Origin of the sequence: Burkholderia sp. Tr-20355 (assembly GCF_017104685.1) — a bacterium.
In the GTDB taxonomy this organism is placed as follows: Bacteria; Pseudomonadota; Gammaproteobacteria; order Burkholderiales; family Burkholderiaceae; genus Burkholderia; species Burkholderia seminalis.
Map to the genome: position 1 here is coordinate 79,972 of NZ_JAAGPK010000003.1, position 24,472 is coordinate 104,443.

22 protein-coding genes and 1 riboswitch are annotated in these 24,472 nt (G+C 67.4%); of the genes, 4 read left to right on the top strand and 18 right to left on the bottom strand.

From position 1 onward, the window contains the following. Nucleotides 1–90 precede the first annotated feature (90 nt). Nucleotides 91–1,344: an MFS transporter gene (locus tag G3N62_RS01725; protein WP_069704442.1), complete on the bottom strand. Its 1,254-nt coding sequence runs from the start codon at nt 1,342–1,344 to the stop codon at nt 91–93. Nucleotides 1,345–1,886: 542 nt separating this feature from the next. Here G3N62_RS01725 and G3N62_RS01730 point away from each other — a divergent pair. Continuing rightward, entirely contained in the window at nt 1,887–3,365 is a 1,479-nt protein-coding gene (locus tag G3N62_RS01730) for an aminotransferase class V-fold PLP-dependent enzyme (RefSeq protein ID WP_034188471.1), read from the top strand. 96 nt (nt 3,366–3,461) lie between these two features. On the opposite strand, the gene G3N62_RS01735 is transcribed toward G3N62_RS01730, so the two are convergent. The 11 genes from G3N62_RS01735 to G3N62_RS01785 form a co-directional block, all read right to left on the bottom strand. After that, nucleotides 3,462–3,677, bottom strand: a complete 216-nt coding sequence (locus G3N62_RS01735; RefSeq protein WP_226252001.1) for a hypothetical protein — start codon at nt 3,675–3,677, stop codon at nt 3,462–3,464. Between the two features lie 107 nt (nt 3,678–3,784). Beyond that, entirely contained in the window at nt 3,785–4,216 is a 432-nt protein-coding gene (locus G3N62_RS01740; protein ID WP_049033869.1) for a hypothetical protein, read from the bottom strand. A 43-nt stretch (nt 4,217–4,259) separates the two neighbouring features. Next, nucleotides 4,260–6,107 carry a peptidase S10 gene (locus tag G3N62_RS01745; protein ID WP_069704439.1) on the bottom strand — a complete coding sequence of 616 codons (1,848 nt, stop codon included), beginning with the start codon at nt 6,105–6,107 and terminating at the stop codon, nt 4,260–4,262. 694 nt (nt 6,108–6,801) lie between these two features. Next, nucleotides 6,802–8,607, bottom strand: coding sequence for an ExeM/NucH family extracellular endonuclease (locus G3N62_RS01750; RefSeq protein ID WP_124670128.1), 1,806 nt, complete (start codon nt 8,605–8,607; stop codon nt 6,802–6,804). 212 nt (nt 8,608–8,819) lie between these two features. Next, nucleotides 8,820–9,761, bottom strand: coding sequence for a CopD family protein (locus G3N62_RS01755; protein ID WP_124670129.1), 942 nt, complete (start codon nt 9,759–9,761; stop codon nt 8,820–8,822). Then, nucleotides 9,758–10,138, bottom strand: coding sequence for a copper homeostasis periplasmic binding protein CopC (gene copC / locus G3N62_RS01760; protein WP_034188608.1), 381 nt, complete (start codon nt 10,136–10,138; stop codon nt 9,758–9,760). The genes G3N62_RS01755 and copC overlap by 4 nt, the downstream gene beginning before the upstream one ends. Before the next feature lie 14 nt (nt 10,139–10,152). Then, a complete protein-coding gene (locus G3N62_RS01765) occupies nt 10,153–10,500 on the bottom strand; it encodes a copper-binding protein (protein WP_069704436.1) in 348 nt (115 codons plus the stop codon). Between the two features lie 68 nt (nt 10,501–10,568). Beyond that, nucleotides 10,569–11,864, bottom strand: a complete 1,296-nt coding sequence (locus G3N62_RS01770; RefSeq protein ID WP_059559871.1) for a copper oxidase — start codon at nt 11,862–11,864, stop codon at nt 10,569–10,571. Nucleotide 11,865: 1 nt separating this feature from the next. Further along, complete coding sequence (locus G3N62_RS01775) at nt 11,866–13,368, bottom strand: TolC family protein (protein ID WP_124670130.1); 1,503 nt, start codon at nt 13,366–13,368, stop codon at nt 11,866–11,868. After that, nucleotides 13,365–13,637, bottom strand: a complete 273-nt coding sequence (locus G3N62_RS01780) for a hypothetical protein (protein ID WP_124670131.1) — start codon at nt 13,635–13,637, stop codon at nt 13,365–13,367. The genes G3N62_RS01775 and G3N62_RS01780 overlap by 4 nt, the downstream gene beginning before the upstream one ends. Before the next feature lie 88 nt (nt 13,638–13,725). Beyond that, nucleotides 13,726–14,070 (bottom strand): hypothetical protein, encoded by a 345-nt coding sequence (locus G3N62_RS01785; RefSeq protein WP_124670132.1) that lies wholly within the window; start codon nt 14,068–14,070, stop codon nt 13,726–13,728. A gap of 267 nt (nt 14,071–14,337) precedes the next feature. Between G3N62_RS01785 and G3N62_RS01790 the strand changes: the two genes are divergently transcribed. After that, nucleotides 14,338–15,009, top strand: coding sequence for a heavy metal response regulator transcription factor (locus G3N62_RS01790; RefSeq protein ID WP_034188484.1), 672 nt, complete (start codon nt 14,338–14,340; stop codon nt 15,007–15,009). Then, nucleotides 15,006–16,415: a heavy metal sensor histidine kinase gene (locus tag G3N62_RS01795; RefSeq protein ID WP_124670133.1), complete on the top strand. Its 1,410-nt coding sequence runs from the start codon at nt 15,006–15,008 to the stop codon at nt 16,413–16,415. The genes G3N62_RS01790 and G3N62_RS01795 overlap by 4 nt, the downstream gene beginning before the upstream one ends. Nucleotides 16,416–16,428: 13 nt before the next feature. Here the strand turns inward: G3N62_RS01795 and G3N62_RS01800 are convergent, their stop codons facing one another. From G3N62_RS01800 to G3N62_RS01810, 3 genes are read right to left on the bottom strand one after another with little or no spacing between them, the layout of a single operon-like run. After that, nucleotides 16,429–16,614: a DUF1289 domain-containing protein gene (locus tag G3N62_RS01800; protein ID WP_124670134.1), complete on the bottom strand. Its 186-nt coding sequence runs from the start codon at nt 16,612–16,614 to the stop codon at nt 16,429–16,431. 2 nt (nt 16,615–16,616) lie between these two features. Next, nucleotides 16,617–17,624, bottom strand: coding sequence for a CDF family Co(II)/Ni(II) efflux transporter DmeF (gene dmeF / locus G3N62_RS01805; RefSeq protein ID WP_124670135.1), 1,008 nt, complete (start codon nt 17,622–17,624; stop codon nt 16,617–16,619). A 12-nt stretch (nt 17,625–17,636) separates the two neighbouring features. Continuing rightward, on the bottom strand, nt 17,637–17,912 hold the full coding sequence (locus G3N62_RS01810) for a metal/formaldehyde-sensitive transcriptional repressor (RefSeq protein WP_034188488.1): 276 nt from the start codon (nt 17,910–17,912) through the stop codon (nt 17,637–17,639). A gap of 116 nt (nt 17,913–18,028) precedes the next feature. Continuing rightward, nucleotides 18,029–18,197: riboswitch (yybP-ykoY riboswitch) on the top strand. A gap of 69 nt (nt 18,198–18,266) precedes the next feature. Here G3N62_RS01810 and G3N62_RS01815 point away from each other — a divergent pair. Next, the gene (locus tag G3N62_RS01815) at nt 18,267–19,277 is read left to right on the top strand and encodes a sodium:calcium antiporter (protein ID WP_049035875.1); all 1,011 of its coding nucleotides are present in this window, start codon (nt 18,267–18,269) and stop codon (nt 19,275–19,277) included. Nucleotides 19,278–19,377: 100 nt separating this feature from the next. Here G3N62_RS01815 and G3N62_RS01820 read toward each other — a convergent pair whose 3' ends face one another. From G3N62_RS01820 to G3N62_RS01830, 3 genes are read right to left on the bottom strand one after another with little or no spacing between them, the layout of a single operon-like run. Beyond that, nucleotides 19,378–19,746 carry a copper-binding protein gene (locus G3N62_RS01820; protein WP_124670136.1) on the bottom strand — a complete coding sequence of 123 codons (369 nt, stop codon included), beginning with the start codon at nt 19,744–19,746 and terminating at the stop codon, nt 19,378–19,380. Then, on the bottom strand, nt 19,743–22,949 hold the full coding sequence (locus tag G3N62_RS01825) for an efflux RND transporter permease subunit (protein ID WP_124670137.1): 3,207 nt from the start codon (nt 22,947–22,949) through the stop codon (nt 19,743–19,745). The genes G3N62_RS01820 and G3N62_RS01825 overlap by 4 nt, the downstream gene beginning before the upstream one ends. Then, a complete protein-coding gene (locus G3N62_RS01830; protein WP_124670138.1) occupies nt 22,946–24,469 on the bottom strand; it encodes an efflux RND transporter periplasmic adaptor subunit in 1,524 nt (507 codons plus the stop codon). Before G3N62_RS01830 ends, G3N62_RS01825 begins: the two co-directional genes overlap by 4 nt. Nucleotides 24,470–24,472: the final 3 nt, after the last annotated feature.

Consider the following 24,472-nt stretch of genomic DNA (forward strand, 5'->3'; position numbering starts at 1 on the left):
GGCAGTCTACCCGCGCGGGAATCGGGCTGTGTCATGTGAAAAGCGTCACAGTGTCGCCGAATCGATGTCAATTGCGCGGCGCACCGCGCGTTACCGCGATTGCTCTCCGGCCGCCAGCTCCGGCGGCACGACCGCGCGGCGCTGCAACACGGCCGGCGCGGTTTCCTTCAACAGCAGACTGACCACGATACCGAGCAGGACCGCGCACATCGGCAACCACAGAATGTTCTGGATGCCAAAGTGTGCGGCGACATAACCGCCCAGCGCCGGCGCGATGCCGCCGCCGAAGATCTCGCCGACGCCGACCACCACGCCGATGGACGTCGACACGAGGCCGACCGGTGCGGCTTCGGTCGCGACCGGGCCGGACAGCAGCGACACCAGCCCGAGCGTGAAGAACGATGCGACGAACAGCACGCCGAACAGCGCGAGCGGCTGCGGGCCGAGACCACGGAAGAGGTAGAGCATCGCGGCCGTTCCCGCGAAACCGACGATGCTCGCGATGCGGCGGCCGACCAGATCGGAAAGACCCGGCAACCCGAACTGCCCAAGAAAACCGCCGAAGCCGATCGCCGAGACGACGAGGCCCATCTTCTGCGTACCGAGCGCCAGGTAATCGGTCAGGTACAGCGGCAGCAGCGCGCCGAGCACGAAGACGCCCGTCATCGCGCAGCACAGTGCGGCCATCGCGACGAGGATGTTGCGGCTCTTGAGTACATGGCCGAGCGATGCCGGCGCATGTTCCGCGGCGACTTCCTTTACCACCTTCGGCTCGCGAATCACGAAGAACATGATCGCGCCGAGCACCAGGCCGGGCACGGCCACCAGCGCAAAGACCCAGCGCCACGACACGAAGCCGAGCAGTTGCGTGGCGATGATCGGCGACAGCGCGAGACCGAACAGTGCGAAGCCGCTTTGCTGCAGCCCGAGGTTCAGGCCGCGCCGCCGCGGATGCGACGCATCGGCCGTCGCCGCGAAGCTGGTCGGGCAGAACGAGCCTTCCGCGACGCCCATCAGCCCGCGAATCGCCATCAGGCCGAGCAGCCCGCCCGCGAGCCCCGAGAACCCCGACAGCAGCGAGAACGCGATGATGGCCGGAATCAGCACCTTCCTGCGGCCGATCTTGTCGGAGATGCCGCCCATCAGCGCCGCGAAGATGCCCCACGACAGGCCGAGCACGCCGATGCAGTTGCCGACGTCCTGCGCGGTCAGGTTCAGGTCCTTCATGATCGAAGGAAACAGCGGCGCGATGAGCCAGCGGTCGAGGCCGACCAGCCCGAATCCGAGCGCCAGCAGCGTGACTGCCCTCCACTCGTATGCGGTATCCCACTCGTTTGCTTTCATGTCCGTCTCCGTGGACGCCGGTTCGCCCGCGCGCGCCGCAGCGCCTGCGCGTGGGTCCGGTCCGATGGTTTTTGTGTGCGATGCGAATCGCAATGAAGTGCCGGCCGGCGCCCGGATTCGACGCGTCGAATTCGCCCGGCCGACGTCGCCACGATAGGGGTATGGCCGCGAATCGGGTATGGAACAACCGGCGAACGCGCCATTCGCGAAACGCAAATAATCGGGAACGGCGGGCAGGAAGGACCGGCAGGGAAGCGTCGCGCACGTCGACGCCGTGTTGAAGCGGCGCTCACGCGCGCCGCATCGGGGAATCCCTCATGGACTTGCAAGCGCCCGGATACCACACCACCCGGGAACGCGGGAGGGCGCGCGTCTCATCCGGACAGAAAGGCCCTCGCATCGAATGAGAACCAAATTCCCCAATTTAGCACCAGAATAAAACGTCATTTCATATCAGGCCGAATTACCAGCCAACTTTGGATCCTTTTTCCCTTCTGTCCCCCGTATCATTTCCGTCACCATGCAATGAGCAAGAGACGGAAATGAGCGACACCCACCCGCTGCACTACCTCGACTACGCCGCCACGACGCCGGCCGATCCGCGCGTGATCGACGCGATGACGGCCTGCCTCGGCTTCGACGGCATCTTCGGCAACCCCGCGTCGAGTTCGCACGCCGCCGGCCGGCTGGCGAAAGACAAGGTCGAGCACGCACGCGCGCAAGTCGCCGCACTGATCGGCGCGGATGCCGACGAGATCGTCTGGACGTCGGGTGCCACCGAATCGAACAACCTCGCGCTGAAAGGTTATGCGGAAAACGCGGCCGGCAAGCGCCACCTGATCACGAGCCGCATCGAGCACAAGGCCATCCTCGACACGATGGCCAGCCTGGCGAAGCACGGCTCGCAGGTCACGTTCCTGACGCCCACGCGCGACGGCGAGATCACCGCCGACGCGGTGGCGGCCGCCATCGGCCCCGAGACGGGCCTCGTGTCGCTGATGCTCGTGAACAACGAGATCGGCACGCTGACCGACATCGGCGCGATCGCCCGCCTCGTGCACGCCGCGGGCGCGCTGCTCCACGTCGACGCCGCGCAGGCGCTCGGCAAGACGCCGATCGACGTGCGCGCGCTCGGCATCGACATGATGTCGATGTCGGCGCACAAGGTTTACGGGCCCAAGGGCATCGGCGCGCTATTCGTGCGCCGCGAGATCGCCGATCGCATCGCACCGCAGATTCACGGCGGCGGTCACGAGCGCGGGTTGCGCTCGGGCACGCTCGCGACGCATCAGATCGTCGGCATGGGTGTCGCATGCGCACTCGCCGCCGACAAGCTCGACGGCGAAACCGCACGGATCGCCGCGCTCGGCGCACGCCTGACCGACGCGCTGCTCGCGCTCGGCGACGTCACGCAGAATGCAGCCGCCGCGCGCCGCATCCCGCATACGCTGAGCCTGACCGTGAACGCCCCGGGCTTCTTCCCGTTCATGCTCGGCGAAGCGCTCGCCGTCTCGTCGACCTCCGCGTGCAACTCGACCAGCGGCGCACCGTCGCACGTGCTCACCGCGCTCGGCCTCGATGCGGAAACGGCCGGCCGCACGGTGCGCATCAGCTTCGGCCGCTTCACGACGGAGCAGGACGTCGACTTCGCGATCGCGTGTTTCCGCAAGGCGATCGAGCAGTGCCGCGCGACGGCGGCGAACGGGTTCTCCGCGTCGCGCCAGATCACGCCGGCCGACCTGAAGGCGATCCGCAATGCCGGCTTCCGCTCGGTCATCTGCAACCGGCCCGACGGCGAAGGCGACGATCAGCCGGCGTTCGACGAGATCGCCGCCGCCGCCCGCGAACTGGGCCTCGAGGCACGCTACCTGCCGGTCGAGCGCGACCAGATCGGCGACGCGGAGATCGACGCGTTCGGCGCACTGGTCGACACGCTGCAGAAGCCGGTGCTCGCGTATTGCCGAAGCGGCAGCCGCTCCGGCCTGTTGTGGAATCGCCTGTCCGCGCGACGCACGGCCTGAACCCGCGCACGTCCCCGCTATACCGCGTCACCCGCGTTCACGCACGAAGCCGATGCTGCGTTGCATGACCGCGAGGTGATGCCGGCCAACGCAGCATCAGCCCCCTTCTCCGTCATTCATCCGCGTGTAGATCGCCAGTTTCAGCGCGGGATCGTCGTTCGCCTGAAACGTCGCGTACTCATAGCGCTGCGTGCCGCGTTGCGCATGCACGAGCACCTTCTCGCCGGACACGCCGCTGCGCACGTCGTGTGCGTCCCACCCTTGCGCGAATGCGACGCTGCTCGCATCCGGCGCACGCTTCCGGATTTTCACTACGCCGCCGAAATCTGATAAAGCCGGACGATCCCGCACCCGCGCCGCCCAAGATTCGGCGGCCGATGCGATTCTCCATCGCACCGGCCGCCGCGCTGCCTGCTACGTCACTCGTCCTGCTGTTCCTGCTGCGCCTGCACCTGCCGCTGCTGGATGAACTGTCGCACGTCGCTCATCGTCACACGCCCGGTGTGCTTCGCATCGATCTCGTCGAAGTGCTTCGACACGAAACCCAGGCCGCTGCTCTGCGCCTGCGCCTTCGTCACGGCCGCGCCGTTGCTCAGCACGGTATTGCCGCCAAGCCTTGCGTCGACGCGCTGCTGCGCCTGCTGCTGCAGCGCAGCGCCGGTCGACGGCAACACCGGCGCCGCCCGCGTGGCGGGAAAGAACGGGCCGTCGACGCCGCGCCCACCGTGCGGCAGCTTCACCGGCGCCACCGCTTGCGGCGGCAACGCATAGGCACTGCTCGTCACGGCACCGAGGACGATCAACGGAGACATACGCCGCATCAATTTGATTAGGGACATGATCACTCGCATTCAATGGATGAATAGAGGGTTCCTTTGACAAGGAGTCCGTCGCTCAGGGCGCCGCCGCCAGCGTCGTTCCGGCCGTCGCGCCCGGGACGCTGCCGGTCGGCACGCTCGGCGGATTCTCGTCCGGCCACGGCGGCGGCAGCGTGTGCAGCGTCAGCGCCGTCGGAATCCGCGCGCCCTTGTAGAACGTCTTCAGGTCCCGCTTCATCTCCGGCCGGGCGACGTCGTCCAGGTAGATCATGTGGCCGCCCTGGAAGAAGTTCACCTGCAGCTTCGGATTGAGGCCCTTCACCGTCTGCAACCGCGCGAGTTGCTTCTCGGTGTTGAAGAACGGCGTCGCGAGATCGTGATAGCCATTCTCCGCGAGCACGCGAAGCTTCGGGTTCAACTGCAGCGCACCGAGCAGATCGGGGATCGTGTCGGGCATCGGCTGGCCGTCGTGCGAGAAGTCCCATACGCCGATGATGTTGTCGTTCAGCGGCAGGTACGTCGCGTTCGGCGCGGAGTAGCCGAGGTAATCCGGCATCTGCGTCGCGAGCGCGTTCGTGAACGGCTGCGAGATCAGGATGTCGGACGGGTCGCCGTCATTCTGCAGCCGCGGATCGGAATTCGGCAACGACACGCGTCCGTCATACCGGCCGATCGTCGTGCCGGGCAGCAGGCTCGTGCCGAACGGATTCGCGTTGAAGTAGCCGCGCAGCGCCTGTTGTGTGAGGCTCGACGGGATCGACCACAGCCTGAGCGTCGCATCGCTCGGGAACACCGGCGTGCCGAGCGCATCCGGAATGCCGAGCTGGCTCAACACCCACGACTGCGAGTACTTCTGCAGCTGGTTGTAAATCAGCGTCGTGAACAGTTCCGTCTGCAGTGCGTACAACCCCTGGTTCACCGGCGCCGGCGAGACCTGGTTGAAATACGCCGCGACCGCCGCATAGCCCGGCAGGTAACCGGCCACCGTATCGGTTTCGAGCAGCAGCCCTTCCGTCGACTGCGTGATCGCCACCGCTTCCACCGCATCCGCGAAGTAGTTCAGGATGGCTGACTGCAGCACGATGCCCGTCAGGTGCACGCCGGCCGATTCGAGCGCGAGCGCCAGCATGTCGGTACGCGGCGTGCCGTACGATTCGCCGTACAGATAAATCGGCGACGTGCCGCGACTGTTGACGTTCAGGTAGCGCTGGATGAAATCGCGCATGATGTTCACGTCCGCATCGGAACCCCAGTACTTCTGGTTGGTGTTCGGCAACACGGCTTCCGACAGCCCCGTTCCGGGCGGGTCGATGAACACGAGGTCGGTGGTGTCGATCAGGCTCTCGGCATTGTCGACGAGCGGATAGTTCGGCCAGGTGGTGCCGAACCCGGGATCGGGCGTGGCCACCCGTGTCGGCGCGAACGAGCCGAGCCGCAGCCAGATCGACGACGAGCCGGGGCCGCCGTTATAGACGAACGTGACGGGGCGCGGCTTGCCGTTGGTGCTCGGCGCGGTGTACGCGACGTACGACATCGACGCTTCCGCATTGCCGTTCGCATCCTGCGCGGTCAGGTGGCCGGTGGTCGTCGTGTAGTTGACCGTCGTGCCGCCGGATTTCCACTGGTAATGCATGACGGCCGCTTTCTCGGATACCTGCGCCGCGGCGAGACCGTCGGTCGCGTTCATCGAGTAGGCGACGGGGTCGATGTACGGCTGGTTGGCCGCCGGCGCCTGATTGCCGGCCGCTTGCGCGCTGGCCTGCTGGCTGGCCGTGGCCTGCGCGAGGCTCGACGCGCCGACGGACGACGAATCGTCGCCGCCGCAGGCCGCGAGCGCCAGTGTCATGACGGTCACTACGCCCAGCCCGGCCATCCGGCCGTGACGAGCACGGCGGCTGCCGGTACAGCTCCTGTCTGGTTTCATCTCTGTCCTTTGGTTCGGATACCGCTTCACAAAGGCCGCCTTCGCCGACGAGACGCGCAGCAACACCCGCCACTCGCGCAAAAGGCGGTTGGGATCGGACTGCTTCAAGAGACTGAACGTGATACAGACACAGCAAACTGCTGGCGAGAATCGTGCTTGAACCGCCCCCTGCAGTTTGGACTTCTATTCTGATTACCGAAATTTACGACATCGACAAAATAGGCGGTGCTGCGCCGCGTTGTCAAAGATCATTCGGATATTAAAAATCCCGCAATGATGCGAAGGGCGGACAGTGTCTGGTATTTGAAAGAAAACGGAATTATTCGTGCAAGCTGCGCTTTATCGGTAATACCGGGCCGAATATTTTACTTTTCTCGCATAACCCGGAAGCCCCGCCTGCATTGACTCGACGATGACGAAACCTTCAGATCGACAGGATTTTTCTTTCATTTTTATTATCCGTGATCGATTAATACAGCACGGCAGCCTTCATCCATCACGCCAGGATTCGATTCGCTTCAACCTTTCTTCAATCGCCATGCTGATACGCGCCGCATCGTCCATAAAATACCGATTCCATTAATTTCAATCCGGCTTGACGGCATTATTTACTCGATATCCGGCCGGCATTTCCGGGCGGATGACGACATGCGGCGTCGCCGCACGTCGTCGGTTGCGGCACGTCGATTGTCGATTATTTCTTGCCGCCCGGGAGCGCGATATCGATCAGCACCGGATCGTGATCCGACGAACGATAGGCGTCCGGTGCATAGAACGTCTTCTGCTGTTCGGCCGACTTGTACGCGAGCGTGTACTGCAGCGCGAGCGGCTCGTCCGCGTTGATGTGCCATTCGTGCACGGCCTTCACGTGCGAGGCGAGCGGCAGCGTCGCGAGCGCGTGATCGAGATAGCCGGCTTCGCCGTTGTACACGTAGCTGTACGCATTCGCGCCAATCCAGCGCGCGACGAGGTTGCGGTAGCCGCGCGATTCGAGCGCGCGGATCGGGTCCTCGTACGTATAGCTGTTGAAGTCGCCGATCAGCAGCACGCCCTGGCCCGCGACGCCCGTCGGGTTGCCGGCCAGCCAGTCGGCCAGTTTCGTCGCCGCGCGCGTGCGCGTCGGGTTCCAGCAACCCTGGCCGTCGCCCTGGTCGAGATCGTCGTTCGCGGCGTCCGGGCAGTTCTTCGACTTCAGGTGATTGACGGCCACCGTCAGCGTCTGCTTGTTGCCGTCGACCAGGCGGAACGACTGCGCGAGCGGCTGGCGGTTCTTGTCGTCGATTGCAAGCGTCGCCGCGCGGCCGACCGGTTCGACCTTGCGGCTGTCATAGATCATCGCGACCGCGATCGCGTCGCCGCCGAGGCGCGACGAGCCGGGATCGACGACGCGCCAGTGGCTGCCGAGCTTCGCCGCGAGCTGACGCACCGCGCTCAGTTCGCCGTAGCCGTTGTTCTGGATTTCCATCAGCCCGATCACGTCGGCATCGATCGCCTTCAGCGCGCTGACGATCTTCGCTTCCTGACGCTGGAATTCCTGGAACGTCTTCGCGCCGCGGTTGTTCGGATCGTCGAAGCCGCCGCCGAGCCCGTTGCCGTTGAAATAGTTGAGCACGTTGAACGACGCGACGCGCAGGTTCGACTTCGGATCGCGCGCGGGCGCGTTGGTGCGCGGATTCGGACGCGTGTCGAACGCCGGCACGGCCGCGCCGGGCAGCGGCTGCACGCGCCACGCGCCGTAACGCACTTCGAGCACGCCTTCGACGTCGCGCACGGTGTAGCCCGCGCGCAGCGTGTTCGCGGCCGACAGGCCCGGTGCCGGATACGGCACGGTCGCCGGGTTCTGCTTGTTCGAGCCGTCGTCGAGGATCAGGCGGTTGCGTGCGTTCGCATCGATCTGCGTCTGCGCCTGCGCGGGCGGCACGACGCTCGTCGGCGTACGCAAGCGGCCGTTGCTGAGCATCACGCTGCCGTAGCGGCCGAGCTCGTAGTTGTCGGTCACGTTCAGCGTCTGCGGCAGGCGCACGCGCATCCCTTCGTACGCGGCGAACGCGTTCGGGCTGTCGACCGGCAGCGTGAGCGTCGCGGGCGTGACCGTCTGGCCGTTCGCGCACACCGCGATCGCCCCCGACAGCGTCAGTTGCGTCTGGCCGTATTTCTCCTCGACCTTGCCCGTCACGTGCACGAGATCGCCGGCCTTCGCGCGCGCTTTCGGCGCATAGACGAACAGGCCTTCGGACACGCCCGGCTGGTTGCGGCGTTGCGCGTCGGCCTGCTGGACGAAGAAGCCGCCGAAGCCGTCCGTGCCGCCGAAATCGGCGGTGACGACCGCCTCGACCGACACGTTCTGGCCGGCGAGCGGCGACGGTGCGCCCGGCCCCTGGATATCGGCGATCGGCGTCGTGCTGCCGCCGCAGTTCGGGCTGACGGGAGCGGCAAATACCGGCGCGGCAAGCGTCGGAAGCAACAATAGCGGGGCAAACAGGCGGTTTGTCGAGCGCATGACGGGGAATCCCGGTTGTGAGGGTGGCGAAAGCTTAGCGGCGCTCAATGACAGTTTTTGGTAATGAACAGACAGGCCGACGTAATGCCCGTCATCCCGCCGCGATCCCCACCGATCGCATGTTTGGGCCCGGAAATGCGGGGCAATCGGCTGGCAGGAACGCCTCCGTGCTCCGGACGATTCCCCCGCGCCGTCGCCGCCGCATCGCCGCGCTAGGCCGTTCCCGGCAACGCGCTCGATACGAGCACGGCCGCCACCATCAGCACGCCGCCGAGCACGACCGCCTCGATCCGCAACACGGCGCCAAACCGTTTCAACGAGACGGCCGGCATCGCGGCAGCCGGGTCCCGCAGCGCGGCCAACAGCTTCGGCATCCCGAAGAAGCGGTTATGGCTGCCGAGCGCCGCTGCGATCAACACGAGCGAAAGCTTCAGCAGCAGGATCTGCCCGTACGTCGACACGAGCAGGTTGGCCGGCGTATCGACGCCGCGCCACCCGTTGTACGCGCCGGTCGCGAACAGCACGACCAGCGCATACGTCGACGCATCGGACAGCGACTGCACGAACGATGCGCCCGTCGCGCGTTCGCTCGCGGGCATGCCGGCGAGTCGCGGCATCACGCCGAATGCCGTCACGAGCACGAGCCCGACCCACGCGCTGATCGCCAGCAGATGCAGCCAGTCGATCCACACGGGCACGCTGAACAGGCCTGCGTCCACCGGATGCCCGCCGTTGCTGCGCGCAAGCGCAACGCAGGCAAGCGCGGCCCACATCGCGAACGGAAAACGCGTGTCGTTCGCGCGCCTGACGAACGCCAGCAGCACGACGACGAGCATGAACACGGCGCCGGCCAGCCATGCATGACCGAAGCCCGTGCCCGCGAGCATCGCGCGGACGGCCGGCCCCGCTTCGAACAACGGCACTTCGCTCATCAACGCGCAGTGCGCCCAGAACGCGGTGACGCTCGCGAGCAGCGACACGGCGGACGCGATCCGCAGCGTCGCGACGAGCCGTCGCCCGATCCCGTGCTGCCATGCCGACGCGCCAAGCCCGAGCCAGCGGCCGCCGAGCAGCGCACCGACGACGACGGCGAACCCCGCATTCTGGATCGCTACCGCCACGAGCCGCAGCAGGCCGACGATACCGTCGTTCATCCTTTCACCCGGAACGTATAGGTGCCCTTCGTGCGATGCGCGTCGGCGGTCATCGCCACCCATTGCACCGTGTATGCGCCGGGCGCGAGCCTCGGCATCGCGACCGTCATCACGCGCGGGTTCGACGCATCGACCTTCGCCTTGTCCTGCGTGACGGCATTGCCGTTCGCGTCCGACACCTTCACCGAGCTGAATGCCGGTTCGAGGTCTTCGTTGAACGCGAGCCGCACGGTGTCGGGCGCCACGTCGACCGTGCTGCCCGTCGCCGGTGCGGCGCTTTCCAGCTTGCCGTGCGCCGAGGCCGCGACAGGCGCGGCCGCGAGGATCGCGCCGGCCGCGGCAAAGCCGGCCAGCCGCTTGAGCATCGTGATCGTCATGTTCGCGCTCCGCGTCACGGCTTCTTCAGTTCGACGACGGTCAGCGCGCCGCCCACCTCTTCGGCGACGAAGTCGATCTTGTCGCCGGCCTTGACCTGGGACAGCATCGCCGGGTCCTTCACCTTGAACACCATCGTCATCGCCTCCATCCCGAGGTTCTCGAGCGGGCCGTGCTTGATCGTCAGCTTGCCCGCGGCCGCATCGACCTTGCGAACTTCGCCGTGCGACATGCGCTGCGCCGCGTCGGCGCCCTGCTTCGCGCCGCCGCTCATGTCCATGCCGGCCATGTCGCCGGCCGCGTACGACGCGGCGGAAAACGCCAGCGCGCAACCCGTTGCCATCAAAACCAGTCCCTTCTTCATCGTGTCGACTCCCGTGTGAGTGAATGGAAACCGGCGGCCGCATACGCACGGCCGCCGCATGCTGCTGCTCAACCGTCCGGCAATTCGCCGGTGTATGCGTAGGCGACGGTGCCCTTCGGATGCCGGAACCAGCCCGGATCGCGATAGTCGGTGCGGCCGAGCCCCTGCCGCACCTTGCAGACCGTGAACATGCCGCCCATCTCCAGCGGCCCGAACGGGCCCGTGCCCGTCATCATCGGCAGCGTGTTGTCGGGCAACGGCATTTCCATCCCGCCCATCGCGCCGCCCGTGCTGCCCATCGCCATGTAGTCGGGCACGAGCTTGCCGATACGCTGCGCGAGATCCTTCTGCGGCACGCCGATCAGGTTCGGCACCTGGTGGCCCATCGCATTCATCGTGTGGTGCGACTTGTGGCAGTGGAACGCCCAGTCGCCCGGACGATCGGCGGTGAACTCGATCGCGCGCATCTGCCCCACCGCGACATCGGCCGTCACTTCGGGCCAGCGCGCGGCCGGTGGAATCCAGCCGCCGTCGGTGCCGGCCACTTCGAAGCTGTAACCGTGCAGGTGGATCGGATGGTTCGTCATCGTCAGGTTGCCGAAACGAATCCGCACGCGGTCGCCGGCGCGCACCGGCAACGGATCGATGCCCGGGAACACGCGGGAATTGAAAGTCCACATGTTGAAGTCGGTCATCTCGTTCACGCGCGGCGTGTAGCTGCCCGGGTCGATGTCGTACGCGGCGAGCAGAAACACGAAATCGCGATCGACCGGCATCGTGCCGCGATCCTTCGGGTGCACGATGAACATGCCCATCATCCCCATCGCCATCTGCACCATCTCGTCGGCGTGCGGGTGATACATGAAGGTGCCGTGCGCTTCGAGCTGGAACTCGTAGACGAAGGTCTTGCCGGGCGGGATGTGCGGCTGCGTGAGGCCGCCGACGCCGTCCATCCCGTTCGGCAGCCGCAGCCCGTGCCAGTGGATCGTCGTATGCTCGGGCAGCCGGTTGGTCACGAAGATGCGCACCTTGTCGCCTTCGACGGCCTCGATCGTCGGGCCCGGCGACTGGCCGTTGTAGCCCCACAAGTTCGCGTTCATGCCGGGCGCCATCTCGCGCACGACGGGCTCGGCCGTCAGGTGGAACTCCTTCCAGCCGTTCTTCATCCGCCACGGCAGCGACCAGCCGTTCAGCGTCGCGACGGGTGTGTACGGGCGGCCGTTCGGCGGCACGAGCGGCGGCTGCGTGCCGGTCTTCGCCATCGTGGGCGCTTCGGGCAGCGACGCGGCGCCGGCCTTGCTGACCATCGCCGCACCGAGCAGCGCGGCGCCCGAGCCGCTGAGAAATTGTCGACGGGACACCATGTCAATGACCTTCCGGATGCGTTTGCGTCGCGGGCGCCGGTGGCGCCGCGGGAGTGGAGACCGGCTGCGCGGCAGCGTCGGCCCTGGGCGTGGTTTCGGGTGCCGGTTCGGCGGCATTCGCCGCGCGCGGCGCAGCGCCTGACGACGGCAAGCGCCCGCCGACGGCCATCTGCAGATCGGTTTCGGCGAGCCAGTAGTCCTTCAGCGCATCGATGTAGCCGTTGACCGCGCCGACCTGCTCGCGCGCGTCGGCCAGCAGTTCGAACACGCTCGCGAGCATCCCGTTGTAGCGCAGCAGCAGTTCGTCGGAGATCGTCTTGCGCAGCGGCACGACTTCGTCGCGATAGTGGGTCGCGACGTCGTAGCTCGTCACGTACGCCGCGTACGATTCGCGCACTTCGGAGCGCGCGTCGATCGCCGTTTTCGCGAGCCGGTTCGCCGACTGCATGTAGAGGGCCTCGGCGCGCGCGACCTTCGCGCCGCCCCAGTCGAACAGCGGAATCTCGACGCTGATTTCGTAGCCGTGCTCGTGGCCCTTGCCGGTTTCGTAGTTGTTCACGTAGCCGAGATCGACCGCGTTGACGAAGCGTGTCGCCTTGCTCAGGCCGAGCGACGACGCGACGCCCTGCGTCTGCAGCTTCGCGGCCTGGATGTCGAAGCGGTTGCTCATCGCGAAGCGTTCGAGATCGGGCAGGTTCGGGCGCGCTTTCGGCAGGTCGGGCAAGCGCTCGGGCAGCGCGTACCGCGTGCGCTCGCCCCACAGCCCCATCGCGCGCGTGAGCTTCTCGCGTGCGGCCAGCGCCTGCTGGCGCGCCTTCGCGTGCAGCGCGACCGCGTCCGCCTGGAACGCCTGTTCGCGCGCGTAATCGAGGCGGCTGAAGTTGCCGGCCTGCCGCATGCGTTGCGCGAGTTCGGCGGCCGCGCTCGCGGCGTCGCGCACCTGCTGCGCATAGTTCGCGGCCTGCCCGGCGGCGACGGCTTCCACGTAGGCGCGGCGCGCGTAGGCCGCCACCTTCAGCATCGCATCGGCCGTTTCGAGCCTGGTCTGCTCGAAGCGGCGGCGTTCGATGTTCGTCGCGAGCGGCATCGTCAGCAGTGCGAATACGTTCGCCGACAACGTGCGACCGAGCGTCAGTTCGCCGTCGCCGGCGCGCGTGCGGCTGAATGCGAAGCGCGGGTTCGGCAGCCGGCCGGCCTGCACGAGGTCGGCCTCCGACAGTCCGAGTTCGGCGTACGACGCCTGCAGGCCGCGGTTGTTCAGCAGCGCGACCTGCACCGCATCGTCCATCGACAGCGGCCTGGCCAGCAGTTCCTGCGTCCGCCTGTCGACGGCCTCGCGGTCGGCATCGGTCCTGACGACCACCGCGTCTTTCCCGATGCGTTCCGATGCGGCGGACGACACGGCGTCGAAACCGCCGTCCTTCGAAAACGTCGTACAGCCCGCAAGGAACGCCAGCGCGACCGCGGCCGCACCGATCCTCGGCGATATCGCCAGGTTCGTCATCGCGCGGCCCCTCCGTGCGTCGCATGCGCGCCGTCGTTGCGCGCCGCATTGCCGGGCTTCGCGGGCCGCTCCGTCACGTCCCTGTTCAGTTGTTTCCAGCCGGGGCCTTCGTCGTCGCGATACGGCCGGTAGCCGTCGAACGCGGACGTCACGGTGACGTCCGGCACCGACGCGGCGGCGTCCGCCGGATCGGGCAACGGGGTTTGCGCAGGCGCGAGCGACGGCATGAAGGCCGCCGCGCTCAACAGCGCCGCAGTGATCAGTCGCATGAAAATATCTCGTCGTGAGTCGTCCGGCGGACCGGGTGCGGCCGCCAGCGTGAATTGCAGGTCGCGGCCTGTCGGCCACGGGCGGGAACTAGACGGGTATCGCGCGAGGCGGCCGGTCGATGCCGCCGGTCAGGAACGACACGCCGCCGGCCGATGGGGGAGGCGCGGCGATCGCGACGCCGACGCTCGTGACGGCGGGCACCGCCCCGGCACCCGACATGCCCGTGCCGAAGCAGCACGACACGCACGCGGAACACGACGACGCATGCCGCGCGTGACCGTCATGATCGTGACGGCCCTCCTGCGCGTGCGGGGCCGCCTCCGCCAGCATGACGGCAGCGCCCGCGCACTGCATCGACACAGCCGCGAACGACTGGATCGGCAGGCTCAGCGCCAGCAGCACGACGACGAGGAATTTGCGCCAATACGACATGGATGCGGAATCGGGCAGGCAACGACCGGTTGGGCCGGCGCGGCGCCGCGACGGCGCGCTCCGGGGACAAGACGGCTGCAGGTTATCGCCGCCGCGGTGACGACGACATGGCCGAAACATGACCGGATTTTCATGAAACGCGGGTGACGCGGCGCCTGGGCGATGCATGACAATCCCGTCATCCGGCGGTCATCGTTCGCGCACGCGCGGCACCTTAAGCTCAGGCGTTACACTGACCGGCTGGAAATACGGACAACCTGCCCCACCATGCGGATACTGATAGTCGAAGACGAACCCAAGATGGCGTCGTACCTCCGCAAGGGGCTGATGGAGGCGAGCTACACGGTCGACATCGCGGAAAACGGCCAGGACGGGCTGTTCCTCGCGCTGCACGAGGATTTCGACCTCGTCGTGCTCGACGTGATGCTGCCGGCGCTGGACGGCTTCGAGGTGCTCAGGCGGCTGCGTGCGCAGAAGCAGACGCCCGTGCTGCTGCTCACGGCCCGCGACGCGATCGAGGACAAGGTGGCCGGGCTCGAACTCGGCGCCGACGACTACCTGCTCAAGCCGTTCGCGTACGCCGAATTCCTCGCGCGCATCCGCTCGCTGCTGCGCCGCGCGCCGCGCAACGCGCGCGACATCCTGCTCGTTGCCGATCTCGAGATCGACCTGCTCAAGCGCCGCGTGCGGCGCGCCGACACCCGCATCGACCTGACCGCGCAGGAATTCGCGCTGTTGCAGCTGCTCGCCGAACGCGAAGGCGAAGTGCTGACCCGTACGTTCATCACGTCGCAGATCTGGGACATGAATTTCGACAGCGACACGAACGTCGTCGATGCGGCAATCAAGCGGCTGCGCGCGAAGATCGACAACGCATATGAGAAGAAGCTGATCCACACGATCCGTGGCATGGGTTACGTGCTCGAGGATCGCTCGTGAGCGCGAGCCCGGCTTCGTATTCGCTGCTGCGGCGCCTGACGCTCGCGTTCGCCGTCGTCGCCGCGCTCGTATTCGCGCTGACCGGCGCATACCTGTACCGCTCGCTGTCCGCCGAACTCACGCGGCGCGACGACATCGAGATCTCCGGCAAGCTCAACCAGTTCCTGCAGCTCGCGCACGCGAGCGGATCGACAGCCGCGCTGCGCGCCGATCCGGCCGTGTTCCATGAAGTGCTGCTGTCGCACCCCGGGGTCTATCTCGGCATCTACGATGCGCAGGACCGCCCGCTCGTCGAGCACTCCGACGCGGCCGGCAACACGCTGGCGTCGGTGATCACGGCACCGCATCCAGCCGATGGCGCCGCCGGGCCGTTCTCCTGCTCGCCATCGGGCATCGGCACGTCCCGCTGCGTGTATGCGCGTGCAACGCTGCCGTCCGGCGAAGCGATCCAGGTCGCGCTCGCACGCACGGCGACCGATCGCCAGTCGCTGCTCGAAAGCTATCGCGTCGACATCTGGCTCGCGGCGGCCGTCGGCGCGCTGCTGGTCGGCGCACTCGGCTACGCGGTCGCATCGCGCGGCCTGCGCCCGGTCGAGAGCCTCGGCCGGCAGACGTCGCGCATCGAGGCGCACAACCTGAACGCGCGCCTCGACGCGCGCGGCGGCCCCGTCGAGCTGCGCGAACTCGCGACGTCGGTCAACCGGATGCTCGACCGCCTCGAACGCGCGTTCGTGCGGCTGTCGCAGTTCTCGTCCGATCTCGCGCACGACATGCGCACGCCGCTCGCGAACGTGATCAGCTCGTCGCAGGTCACGCTGTCGCGTGCCCGCACGACCGAGGAATACGAAACGCTGATCGATTCGAACATCGAGGAATGCGAGCGGCTGCAGCGGATGATCGAGAACATGCTGTTTCTCGCGCGCACCGACAATGCGCGTCAGCACCTGAAAACCGCCGAGCTGGACGCCGGCAGCGAGTTGCGCCGGCTCGCGTCGTATTTCCAGGCGCTGGCCGACGAAGCCGGCGTGCGCATCGACGTGCGCGGCGAAGCACCGGTCGTCGCGGACGCGACGCTGTTCCGGCGCGCGGTGAGCAACCTCGCATCGAATGCGCTCGAACACGCGCAAGTCGCGTCGGCGATCGAACTGGCCGTTTCGGTGCAAGGGAATGATGCGGTCGTCGAGGTCACGAATCGCGGCGCCGCGATTCCGCCCGAACAGGTCGAACGGATCTTCGAGCGCTTCTACCGCATCGATTCGTCGCGGCACGGCGCGGCGCGCAACGCGGGGCTCGGGCTCGCGATCGTGAAGTCGATCATGGAATTGCATCGCGGCAAGGTGGAGGTCGCGAGCCGTGACGGGCGCACGACGTTCGCGCTTTATTTTCCGCGCGGCACGCACGGGTAATCCGCCCGCCCGCTCACGCGTCCGTTCCGCGCCGCAGCTTCGCCTCGCGGCGCGACCGGTCATTCAGTATCTGGTGCCGGCGGTGATCGGTCATCTTCTTCCAGTCGCGCGCCTCGTCGCGCGTGCGCAGGCAGCCGGCACAAAAGCCCGTCCGGCCGTCGAACGCGCACCGGTCGATACACGGCGATTTCACGGCCACGATCAGGCCGCCTTCGCACGCGTCGTCACTTCGACGGTCACGTGGGACACGCCGTCGAAGCGCGCGACGAGCGCATGGTAGAAACGCGCATCGCGCGCGGTATCGCCGGTTTCGACCGACACGATCGCGCTCATGTGCCCCGGGCCCACGCGCCACACATGGAGATCGTTGACCTTGTCGCCAAGCGCCTCGATCGCGCGGCGGACGTTGTCCGTCAGCTTGCGATCGACGTTGACGTCGAGCAGGATGCCGCCCGTGTCGCGCATCAGCCCGTAGGCCCAGTTGGCGATCACCAGCGCGCCGACGATCCCCGCGAGCGGATCCATCCAGACCCAGCCGAACGCCCGCGCGAGCAGCAGGCCGACGATAGCCAGCACCGACACGGCCGCGTCGGCGATCACGTGAACGTAGGCGGACCGGATGTTGTGGTCGCGATGCGCCGCCGCGAGCGAGCCGTGGTCGTGATGCGCGTGATGCGCGTGATGCGCGTGATGCGCGTCGTCATGGTCGTGATCGTGGACATGCGCATGACCATGCCCGTGATGATGATCGCCGCTCAGCAGCCACACGCTGGCGAGATTCACCGCGAGCCCGAGCACCGCGATCGGAATCGCTTCGCCGAAATGGATGGGCACCGGAGACAGAAGGCGCGCGATCGCCTCGTAGCCGATCAGCAGCGCGATCATCGCGAGCACGATCGCGCTCGTGAACCCGGCCAGATCGCCGAGCTTGCCGGTGCCGAACACGAAGCGCGGATCGTCCGCATGCCTGCGTGCGTAGGTGTAGGCCAGCGCCGCGATCAGCATCGCGCCCGCATGCGTCGACATGTGCAGCCCGTCGGCGACCAGGGCCAGCGAGCCGAACAGCGTGCCGCCGACGATTTCGGCGATCATCATCGCCGTGCACAGGCCGATGACCATCCAGGTCTTCCGCTCGTTCCGCGCGTGCGCGGCGCCGAGAAACGCATGGCTGTGCCAGCCGTCGGCGGCACTCCCCTCGAGTTTGCTCATGTTCCGATCCGGTTACTTGAAATAACTGTGGACGACGTCGATGAGCTGCTCGGTCGCGCTGCCTTCATGCGCGTCCGGCGTGTCCGCGTCGACGAGATGCGACCGGATGTGGTCTTCCAGCACGACGGCCAGCAGGCCGTTCATCGCGCCGCGGCAGCTCGTGATCTGCTGCAGCACATCGTTGCAGCCGCGCTCGTCCTCGAGCGCGCGCTCGATCGCCTCGACCTGACCCTTGATACGGCGCACGCGGTTCAGCAGCTTCTGTTTGTCGCGAACGGTATGACTCATCGATGGCTCCTGTATAGGGTAGGGGAGTATATCTCCACGACAGTTTCCCCATAGGGTGGAGGGAGACATTTTTTCGAGATGAAGGCTTGTCGAAAGCAACCCGCTCGGCTAGACTGCCCTTCGTCTTTGGGGAGTAGCCTGCTTTCCGTCCCCCGGAAAGCGAACGCGTCAACACACTCGGCCTGCGGCCGTGGCGCGTTCGGCCTGATCGGCTTGGCGAGACCATGGGCGCATCGCGTCGTTCCTGGTCGGACGGCGGCGGATGCGCCATGGTTCGTCAGCGTCCGACCACGGAGTCCCCATGTTCCTCCCCGCTCTCTCCCCATACGCCACCGTTGCCCGCGGAGGTGCCGCATGACGTTCATGTTCCTCGAACTGGCGTTCATGCTGATCGTCATCCTCGTCGCGGCCGAAGTCTTCACCAATGCGCTCGAACATCTCGGCGAACGCCTGAAGATTTCCGAAGGCGTGACCGGTTCGCTGTTCGCGGCCGTCGGCACGGCGCTGCCCGAAACGATGGTGCCGCTGCTCGCGCTGGCCGGCGGCACCGCGAACCAGGCCGTGAACGAGGAAATCGGCGTCGGCGCGATCCTCGGCGCGCCGCTGATGCTCGCGACGCTCACCACGTTCCTGATGACGCTCGCCGTGATCCGCTCGCGCGGGTTGCGCGGCACGATCGCGCCGGAACGCACGGGCTTCGTGCGCGACATGAACTACTTCCTCGCCGCGTTCTCGCTGGCGACCGCCGCGATGTTCGTCCCGCATCACAACTGGGCCGTGCGCGCGCTGCTCGCCGCGATGCTCGTCGGCCTCTACGTGATGTACGTCGTGATGACGTTCCGCGCGTCGACCCGGCTCGTCGATGCCGGGCACGGCACCGAGGCGCCGCATGCGATGTTCCTGTCGCGCGCGGGCCTGCCGACCAACCTCGCGACGATCGCGCTGCAACTGCTGATCGGCGTCGCGCTGCTGGTCGGCGGGGCGAAGGGCTTCATTCACGGCGTGGAAGGCGTGTCGCATGCGCTCGGCATCTCGGCGCTGCTGCTGTCGCTGATCATCGTGCCGATCGCGACGGAGCTGCCGGAGAAGGTCAACAGCGTGCTGTGGATCCGCCGCAGGAAGGACACGCTCGCGTTCGGCAACATTACCGGCGCGATGGTGTTCCAGGGCACGCTGCTGCCGGCGATCGGCATCATGCTGACGCCGTGGGAGCCGCGCCCCGAAGTGCTGACCGGCGTGATCATCACGCTCGCGGCGGCCGCGTGGCTGCGCGTCAACGCGCGGACGCGCGGGCTCGCGATCTGGGCACTGCTCGCGAACGGCGCGGGGTATGCGGGTTATCTGGTCCTGACGCTGACACGCTGAATGCGCCGATGCGTGGACCGGGCGCGCCGGCCGACGGACACGTCGGCGCGGCGCACTTCACTGCGCAGATGCGGGCGACCGCCGCACCTGCCGACGACGGTCAGGAACCCTTGACGAGCTTGACGATCGTCAGCGTGCCGTCGACCTTCTCGATCCGCACCTTGACCTTGTCGCCCGCCTGCGCGTGCGCGAGCATCGCCGCATCCTTCGCCTTGAACGCCATCGTCATCGCCGGCATCCCGACGTTGTCGAGGGCGCCGTGCTTTAGCGTGATCCTGCCGCTCGCGGCATCGACCTTCTTCACCTCGGCGTCGGTCAGCGCGGCATGCGAATCGGCCGCGCCGTCCGGCGCCATCTTCATGCCGGCCATGTCCATGCCCGACATCTCGCCGGCGGCAAACGCCGGTATGGCGGCAGCGCCGAGCGCGACAACGGCGGTTGCGGTGGCGATCAATTGATTCATCTTCATCGTGATTCTCCGGTTGGGATGGGTGGCACGTTCGTGCCGGAAGGAACTGCATCGGAATGCCGCGCCCGGCCCGCGCCGTACGCACGACGGCGCTGAAGCAGGAGCCACGCGGCGGGAATGACGAACATCGACAGCAGCGGCGCCGTGACCATGCCGCCGACCATCGGCGCGGCGATGCGCTGCATGACTTCGGAGCCGGCGCCATGGCCGACCATGATCGGCACGAGACCGGCGAGCACGACGGCGACCGTCATCGCCTTCGGTCGCACACGCAGCACCGCGCCCTCGCGGATCGCGTCGAGCAGCAGCGCATCGGTCAGCGGTTCGCCGCCGTCGAGCCGGCGCTGCAGCGCGCCTTTCAGGTACAGCAGCATCACGACGCCGAATTCGGCGGCCACGCCGGCCAGCGCGATGAAGCCCACCGACGTCGCGACCGACACCGCATGACCGAGCGCCCACACGAGCCAGAAGCCGCCGACCAGCGCGAACGGCACCGTCGACATCAGCAGCAGCGCATCGGCCACCGAGTCGAACGTGAGGAGCAGCAGCACGAAGATCACGACGAGCGTGACGGGCACCACGGTACGCAGCGTCGCCGCCGCGCGTTCGAGATACTCGAACTGGCCCGACCACGCGATCGAATAGCCGGGCGGCAACGCGACCCGTTGCGCGACGGCCCGCTGCATCGCGCGGACGGCCGTGCTCAGGTCGACGCCGCGCAGATCGACGTACACGTAGCCGGACAGCCGCGCGTTCTCGCTGCGGATCATCGGCGGCCCGTCGGCGATGCCGATGCGCGCGACATCGCCGAGGCGGATCTGCGCGCCGCGCGCGGTGACGACCGGCAGTTGCCGCAGGTTCTCGAGCGAATCGCGGATCTCGCGCGGATAGCGGAGGTTGATCGGGAAACGCTCGCGCCCCGCGACCACTTCGCCGACATCGTCGCCGCCGACCGCCGACGACACGACCGACTGGATGTCGGCCACCGACAATCCGTAGCGCGCGGCCGCGAGCCGGTCGATATCGACGTCGATGTAGCGGCCGCCGTTCAGCCGTTCCGCGAGCGCGGACGTCACGCCTGGCACGCGCTTCACGGCCGCCTCGACCTGCGTCGCGATCGCGTCGATGCCTGCCAGGTCCGGCCCGGAAATCTTCACGCCGACCGGCGTCTTGATCCCGGTGGACAACATGTCGAGCCGGTTGCGGATCGGCGGCACCCACACGTTCGACAAGCCCGGCACCTTCACCGTCCGGTCGAGTTCGTCGACGAGTTTCTCCGGCGTCATGCCGGACCGCCATGTGCTGCGCGGCTTGAAGCGGATCGTCGTCTCGAACATCTCGAGCGGCGCGGGATCGGTGGCCGAATCGGCCCGACCCGACTTGCCGAACACCGTGTCGACCTCGGGCACGGTCTTGATCAGCCGGTCGGTCTGCTGCAACAGTTCGCCCGCCTTGTCGGCCGAGATGCCCGGCAGCGCGGTCGGCATGTACAGCAGGTCGCCTTCGTCGAGCGGCGGCATGAATTCGCTGCCGAGCCGCGACAACGGCACGGCCGTCAGCACGAGCGCGACAACCGCGATACCGATCGCGAACCACGGGCGCCGCAGCGTCGCCTCGAGCAGCGGCCGGTACAGGCGGATCAGCACGCGGTTGATCGGGTTCGCGTGCTCGTGCGGAATGCGGCCGCGCACGAGATAGCCCATCAGCACGGGCACCAGCGTCACCGACAATCCGGCGGCCGCGGCGATCGTGTAGGTCTTCGTGAACGCCAGCGGCGCGAACAGCTTGCCCTCCTGCCCTTCCAGCGAAAACACTGGAACGAACGACAGCGTGATGATCAGCAGCGAGAAAAACAGCGCGGGCCCGACTTCCGCGGCCGACGCCGCGACCAGCTCCCAGCGGCGCGCGGCAGTCGGCGGCTCGCCCGGATGCGCGTGGTCGTACGCTTCCAGATGCTTGTGCGCGTTCTCGATCATCACGATCGCCGCGTCGATCATCGCGCCGATCGCGATCGCGATCCCGCCGAGCGACATCAGGTTCGCATTCACGCCCTGGTAACGCATCACGATGAACGCGGCCAGTACGCCGAGCGGCAGCGACAGGATCGCGACGAACGCGCTGCGCAGATGGAACAGGAACACCGCGCAGACGATCCCGACGATGACGAATTCCTCGATCAGCTTGTCCTTCAGGTTGCCGACCGCGCGCTCGATCAGTTGTGATCGGTCGTAGGTCGTGACGATGTCGACGCCGGGCGGCAACGAACGCTTCAGGCCGGCGAGCTTCGCCTTCACCGCGTCGATCGTCGTCAGGGCGTTCTTGCCCGAGCGCATCACGACGACGCCGCCCGCCACTTCGCCCTGCCCGTTCAACTCGGCGATCCCGCGCCGCATCGCCGGGCCGACCTGGATGTGCGCGACGTCGCCGAGCAGCACCGGCGTGCCCGCGTCGTCGGTACGCAGCACGACGCGGTGGAAGTCGTCGAGCGTGCGCAGGTAGCCGGACGAACGCACCATGTACTCCGACTCGGCCAGCTCGACGACCGAGCCGCCGGATGCCTGGTTGGCCTTGCCGAGCGCATCCGCGACCGCCGCCTGCGTGATGCCGTAGGCACGCAACTTGTCGGGATCGAGGACGACCTGGTACTGGCGCACCATGCCGCCGATGCTCGCGACTTCCGAGACGTCCGGCACGGCCTTCAGCTCGAACTTCAGGAACCAGTCGTTGAGCGCGCGCAGTTGCCCGAGATCGTGACGGCCGGTGCGATCGACGAGCGCGTACTCGTACACCCAGCCGACGCCGGTCGCATCCGGCCCGAGCGACACGGTCGCGCCGGCCGGCAGGCGGCTTTGCACCTGGCTCAGGTATTCGAGCACGCGCGAGCGCGCCCAGTACGGATCGGTGCGGTCGTCGAACAGCACGTAGACGAACGCATCGCCGAACGACGAGTACGCGCGCACGGTCGTCGCGCCCGGCACGCCGAGCAGCGTCGTCGTCAGCGGATAGGTGACCTGATCCTCGACGACCTGCGGCGCCTTGCCCGGATACGACGCCTTCACGATCACCTGCGTGTCCGACAGGTCGGGCAACGCATCGAGCGGCGTCTGCCGCAGCGAATGAACACCCCACGCGGCGATCAGCACGGTGGCCAGCAGCACCAGGAAGCGATTCCGGACGGACCAGAGAATGACGCGCGCGATCATCGTTCGCCTCCCTGCGGCTCGACCTTCGTTAGCCGGTAGCCGTCGTCGGTCTGCATGAACGCGAACCGTGCGGTCTGACCCGGCTTCACGTCGGGAAACGCCCGGGCCGACGGCTTGCCGAACGCCATCGTCATCGCGCCCCAGCCGAGCGCCGGCACCGGTTGATGCGAGAACGTGATGTCGTCGGCCGTCACCTTCTCGACCTTGCCGGTCGTTTCGTAGACCGGCGCGGTCGCCGCAGCGGACGATGCGGCCGTACCTGCCTCCGACGCGCGTTCGAGCCGCGGCAGCACGCTTTTCAGGCTGGCTTCCGAATCGATCAGGAACTGGCCCGACGCGACGACCGTGTCGCCTTCGTGCAACCCGTCGAGCACTTCCGTGTCGCCGCCGACGTCGTTGCCGGTCGTGACCGATACCGGCTGAAGGCGGCCGTCGCCGTTCTTCACGATGACGATCGTGCGCTTGCCGGTCGCGATCACGGCCTCGGACGGCACGAGCAGGCGCGACACCGTATCCTTCGCGGCTACGCGCACGCGCATCAGCATGCCGGGTGTGAGCTTCAGCGACGCGTTGTCGATCTCCACGCGCGCCTGCAGCGTACGGCTGCCCGTGCCGATGCCGGGCAGCACTTCGCGGATGCGGCCGCTGACGTGCCGCGCCGCATCGCCCGCGAACGTCGCGTCGACCGACATCCCCGGCTGCACGGTCAGCGCGAGCGCTTCCGGCACCTCGACGATCAGCCACAGCGTCGACAGCCCCGCGATCTTCGCGAGCGTCTGACCGGGTGCCACCATCGCGCCGTCGCGCACGTTCAGCTCGCTCACGACACCCGTTTCCGGCGCCGTGAGCACGACATGCGTCTGCGCACGGCCGGTGCGCTCGAGGGTCGCGACCATCCCGTCCGGAATCGACAGCGCCCGCATGCGTGCGCGCGCCGCATCGAGCAGGCTGCCGTCCATCCCGCCGCGCTTCAGCGCGAGATATTCCTCCTGCGGCGCGAGCCAGTCGGGCACGAACAGCGACGCGACCGGCGCGCCCTTCTCGATGCGCTGCATCGGCGCACGCGCGTACAGGCGATCGATATAGCCGGTGACGCGCGACTGCACGACGTCCGCGCGCGATTCGTCGAACTGCGTCGTGCCCACCGCGTCGAAGCCGGCGGCCGTCTGCTGGCGCCGCACGGTCGCATACCGGATGCCGAGGTTCTGCTGCAGGCCCGGATCGATCCGGATGCCCGGTGCGGCGCCCTCTTCGTCCGCATAAACGGGCTGCAACTGCATGTCCATGAAAGGCGATTTGCCCGGTTTGTCGAAATGCTGGTTCGGCACCATCGGGTCGTGCCAGTACAGCACCTTGCGTGCCGCTTGCGGATCCTGCGTGCCGGACGGCGCGGCAGCGGCCGGGGCGGCCGTCGCCGCGCCGCCCGCCGCATGGCGAACGCCCGCGAAGTAGCCGGCGCCGCCGAGCGCCGCGCCGGCGAACGCCAGCACCACCGCGCGTGCGAGTGCTTGCTTGTTCATGGT

Coding starts and splice junctions, on each gene's coding strand:
- G3N62_RS01730 (WP_034188471.1), top strand. CDS start 1,887: ATGAGCGACACCCACCCGCTGCACTACCTCGACTACGCCGCCACGACG.
- G3N62_RS01765 (WP_069704436.1), bottom strand. CDS start 10,500: ATGAAGAAGGGACTGGTTTTGATGGCAACGGGTTGCGCGCTGGCGTTT.
- G3N62_RS01780 (WP_124670131.1), bottom strand. CDS start 13,637: ATGCGACTGATCACTGCGGCGCTGTTGAGCGCGGCGGCCTTCATGCCG.
- G3N62_RS01725 (WP_069704442.1), bottom strand. CDS start 1,344: ATGAAAGCAAACGAGTGGGATACCGCATACGAGTGGAGGGCAGTCACG.
- G3N62_RS01750 (WP_124670128.1), bottom strand. CDS start 8,607: ATGCGCTCGACAAACCGCCTGTTTGCCCCGCTATTGTTGCTTCCGACG.
- G3N62_RS01825 (WP_124670137.1), bottom strand. CDS start 22,949: ATGATCGCGCGCGTCATTCTCTGGTCCGTCCGGAATCGCTTCCTGGTG.
- G3N62_RS01820 (WP_124670136.1), bottom strand. CDS start 19,746: ATGAAGATGAATCAATTGATCGCCACCGCAACCGCCGTTGTCGCGCTC.
- G3N62_RS01830 (WP_124670138.1), bottom strand. CDS start 24,469: ATGAACAAGCAAGCACTCGCACGCGCGGTGGTGCTGGCGTTCGCCGGC.
- G3N62_RS01745 (WP_069704439.1), bottom strand. CDS start 6,107: ATGAAACCAGACAGGAGCTGTACCGGCAGCCGCCGTGCTCGTCACGGC.
- G3N62_RS01810 (WP_034188488.1), bottom strand. CDS start 17,912: ATGAGTCATACCGTTCGCGACAAACAGAAGCTGCTGAACCGCGTGCGC.
- dmeF (WP_124670135.1), bottom strand. CDS start 17,624: ATGAGCAAACTCGAGGGGAGTGCCGCCGACGGCTGGCACAGCCATGCG.
- copC (WP_034188608.1), bottom strand. CDS start 10,138: ATGACGATCACGATGCTCAAGCGGCTGGCCGGCTTTGCCGCGGCCGGC.
- G3N62_RS01815 (WP_049035875.1), top strand. CDS start 18,267: ATGACGTTCATGTTCCTCGAACTGGCGTTCATGCTGATCGTCATCCTC.
- G3N62_RS01740 (WP_049033869.1), bottom strand. CDS start 4,216: ATGCGAGTGATCATGTCCCTAATCAAATTGATGCGGCGTATGTCTCCG.
- G3N62_RS01790 (WP_034188484.1), top strand. CDS start 14,338: ATGCGGATACTGATAGTCGAAGACGAACCCAAGATGGCGTCGTACCTC.
- G3N62_RS01775 (WP_124670130.1), bottom strand. CDS start 13,368: ATGACGAACCTGGCGATATCGCCGAGGATCGGTGCGGCCGCGGTCGCG.
- G3N62_RS01785 (WP_124670132.1), bottom strand. CDS start 14,070: ATGTCGTATTGGCGCAAATTCCTCGTCGTCGTGCTGCTGGCGCTGAGC.
- G3N62_RS01755 (WP_124670129.1), bottom strand. CDS start 9,761: ATGAACGACGGTATCGTCGGCCTGCTGCGGCTCGTGGCGGTAGCGATC.
- G3N62_RS01770 (WP_059559871.1), bottom strand. CDS start 11,864: ATGGTGTCCCGTCGACAATTTCTCAGCGGCTCGGGCGCCGCGCTGCTC.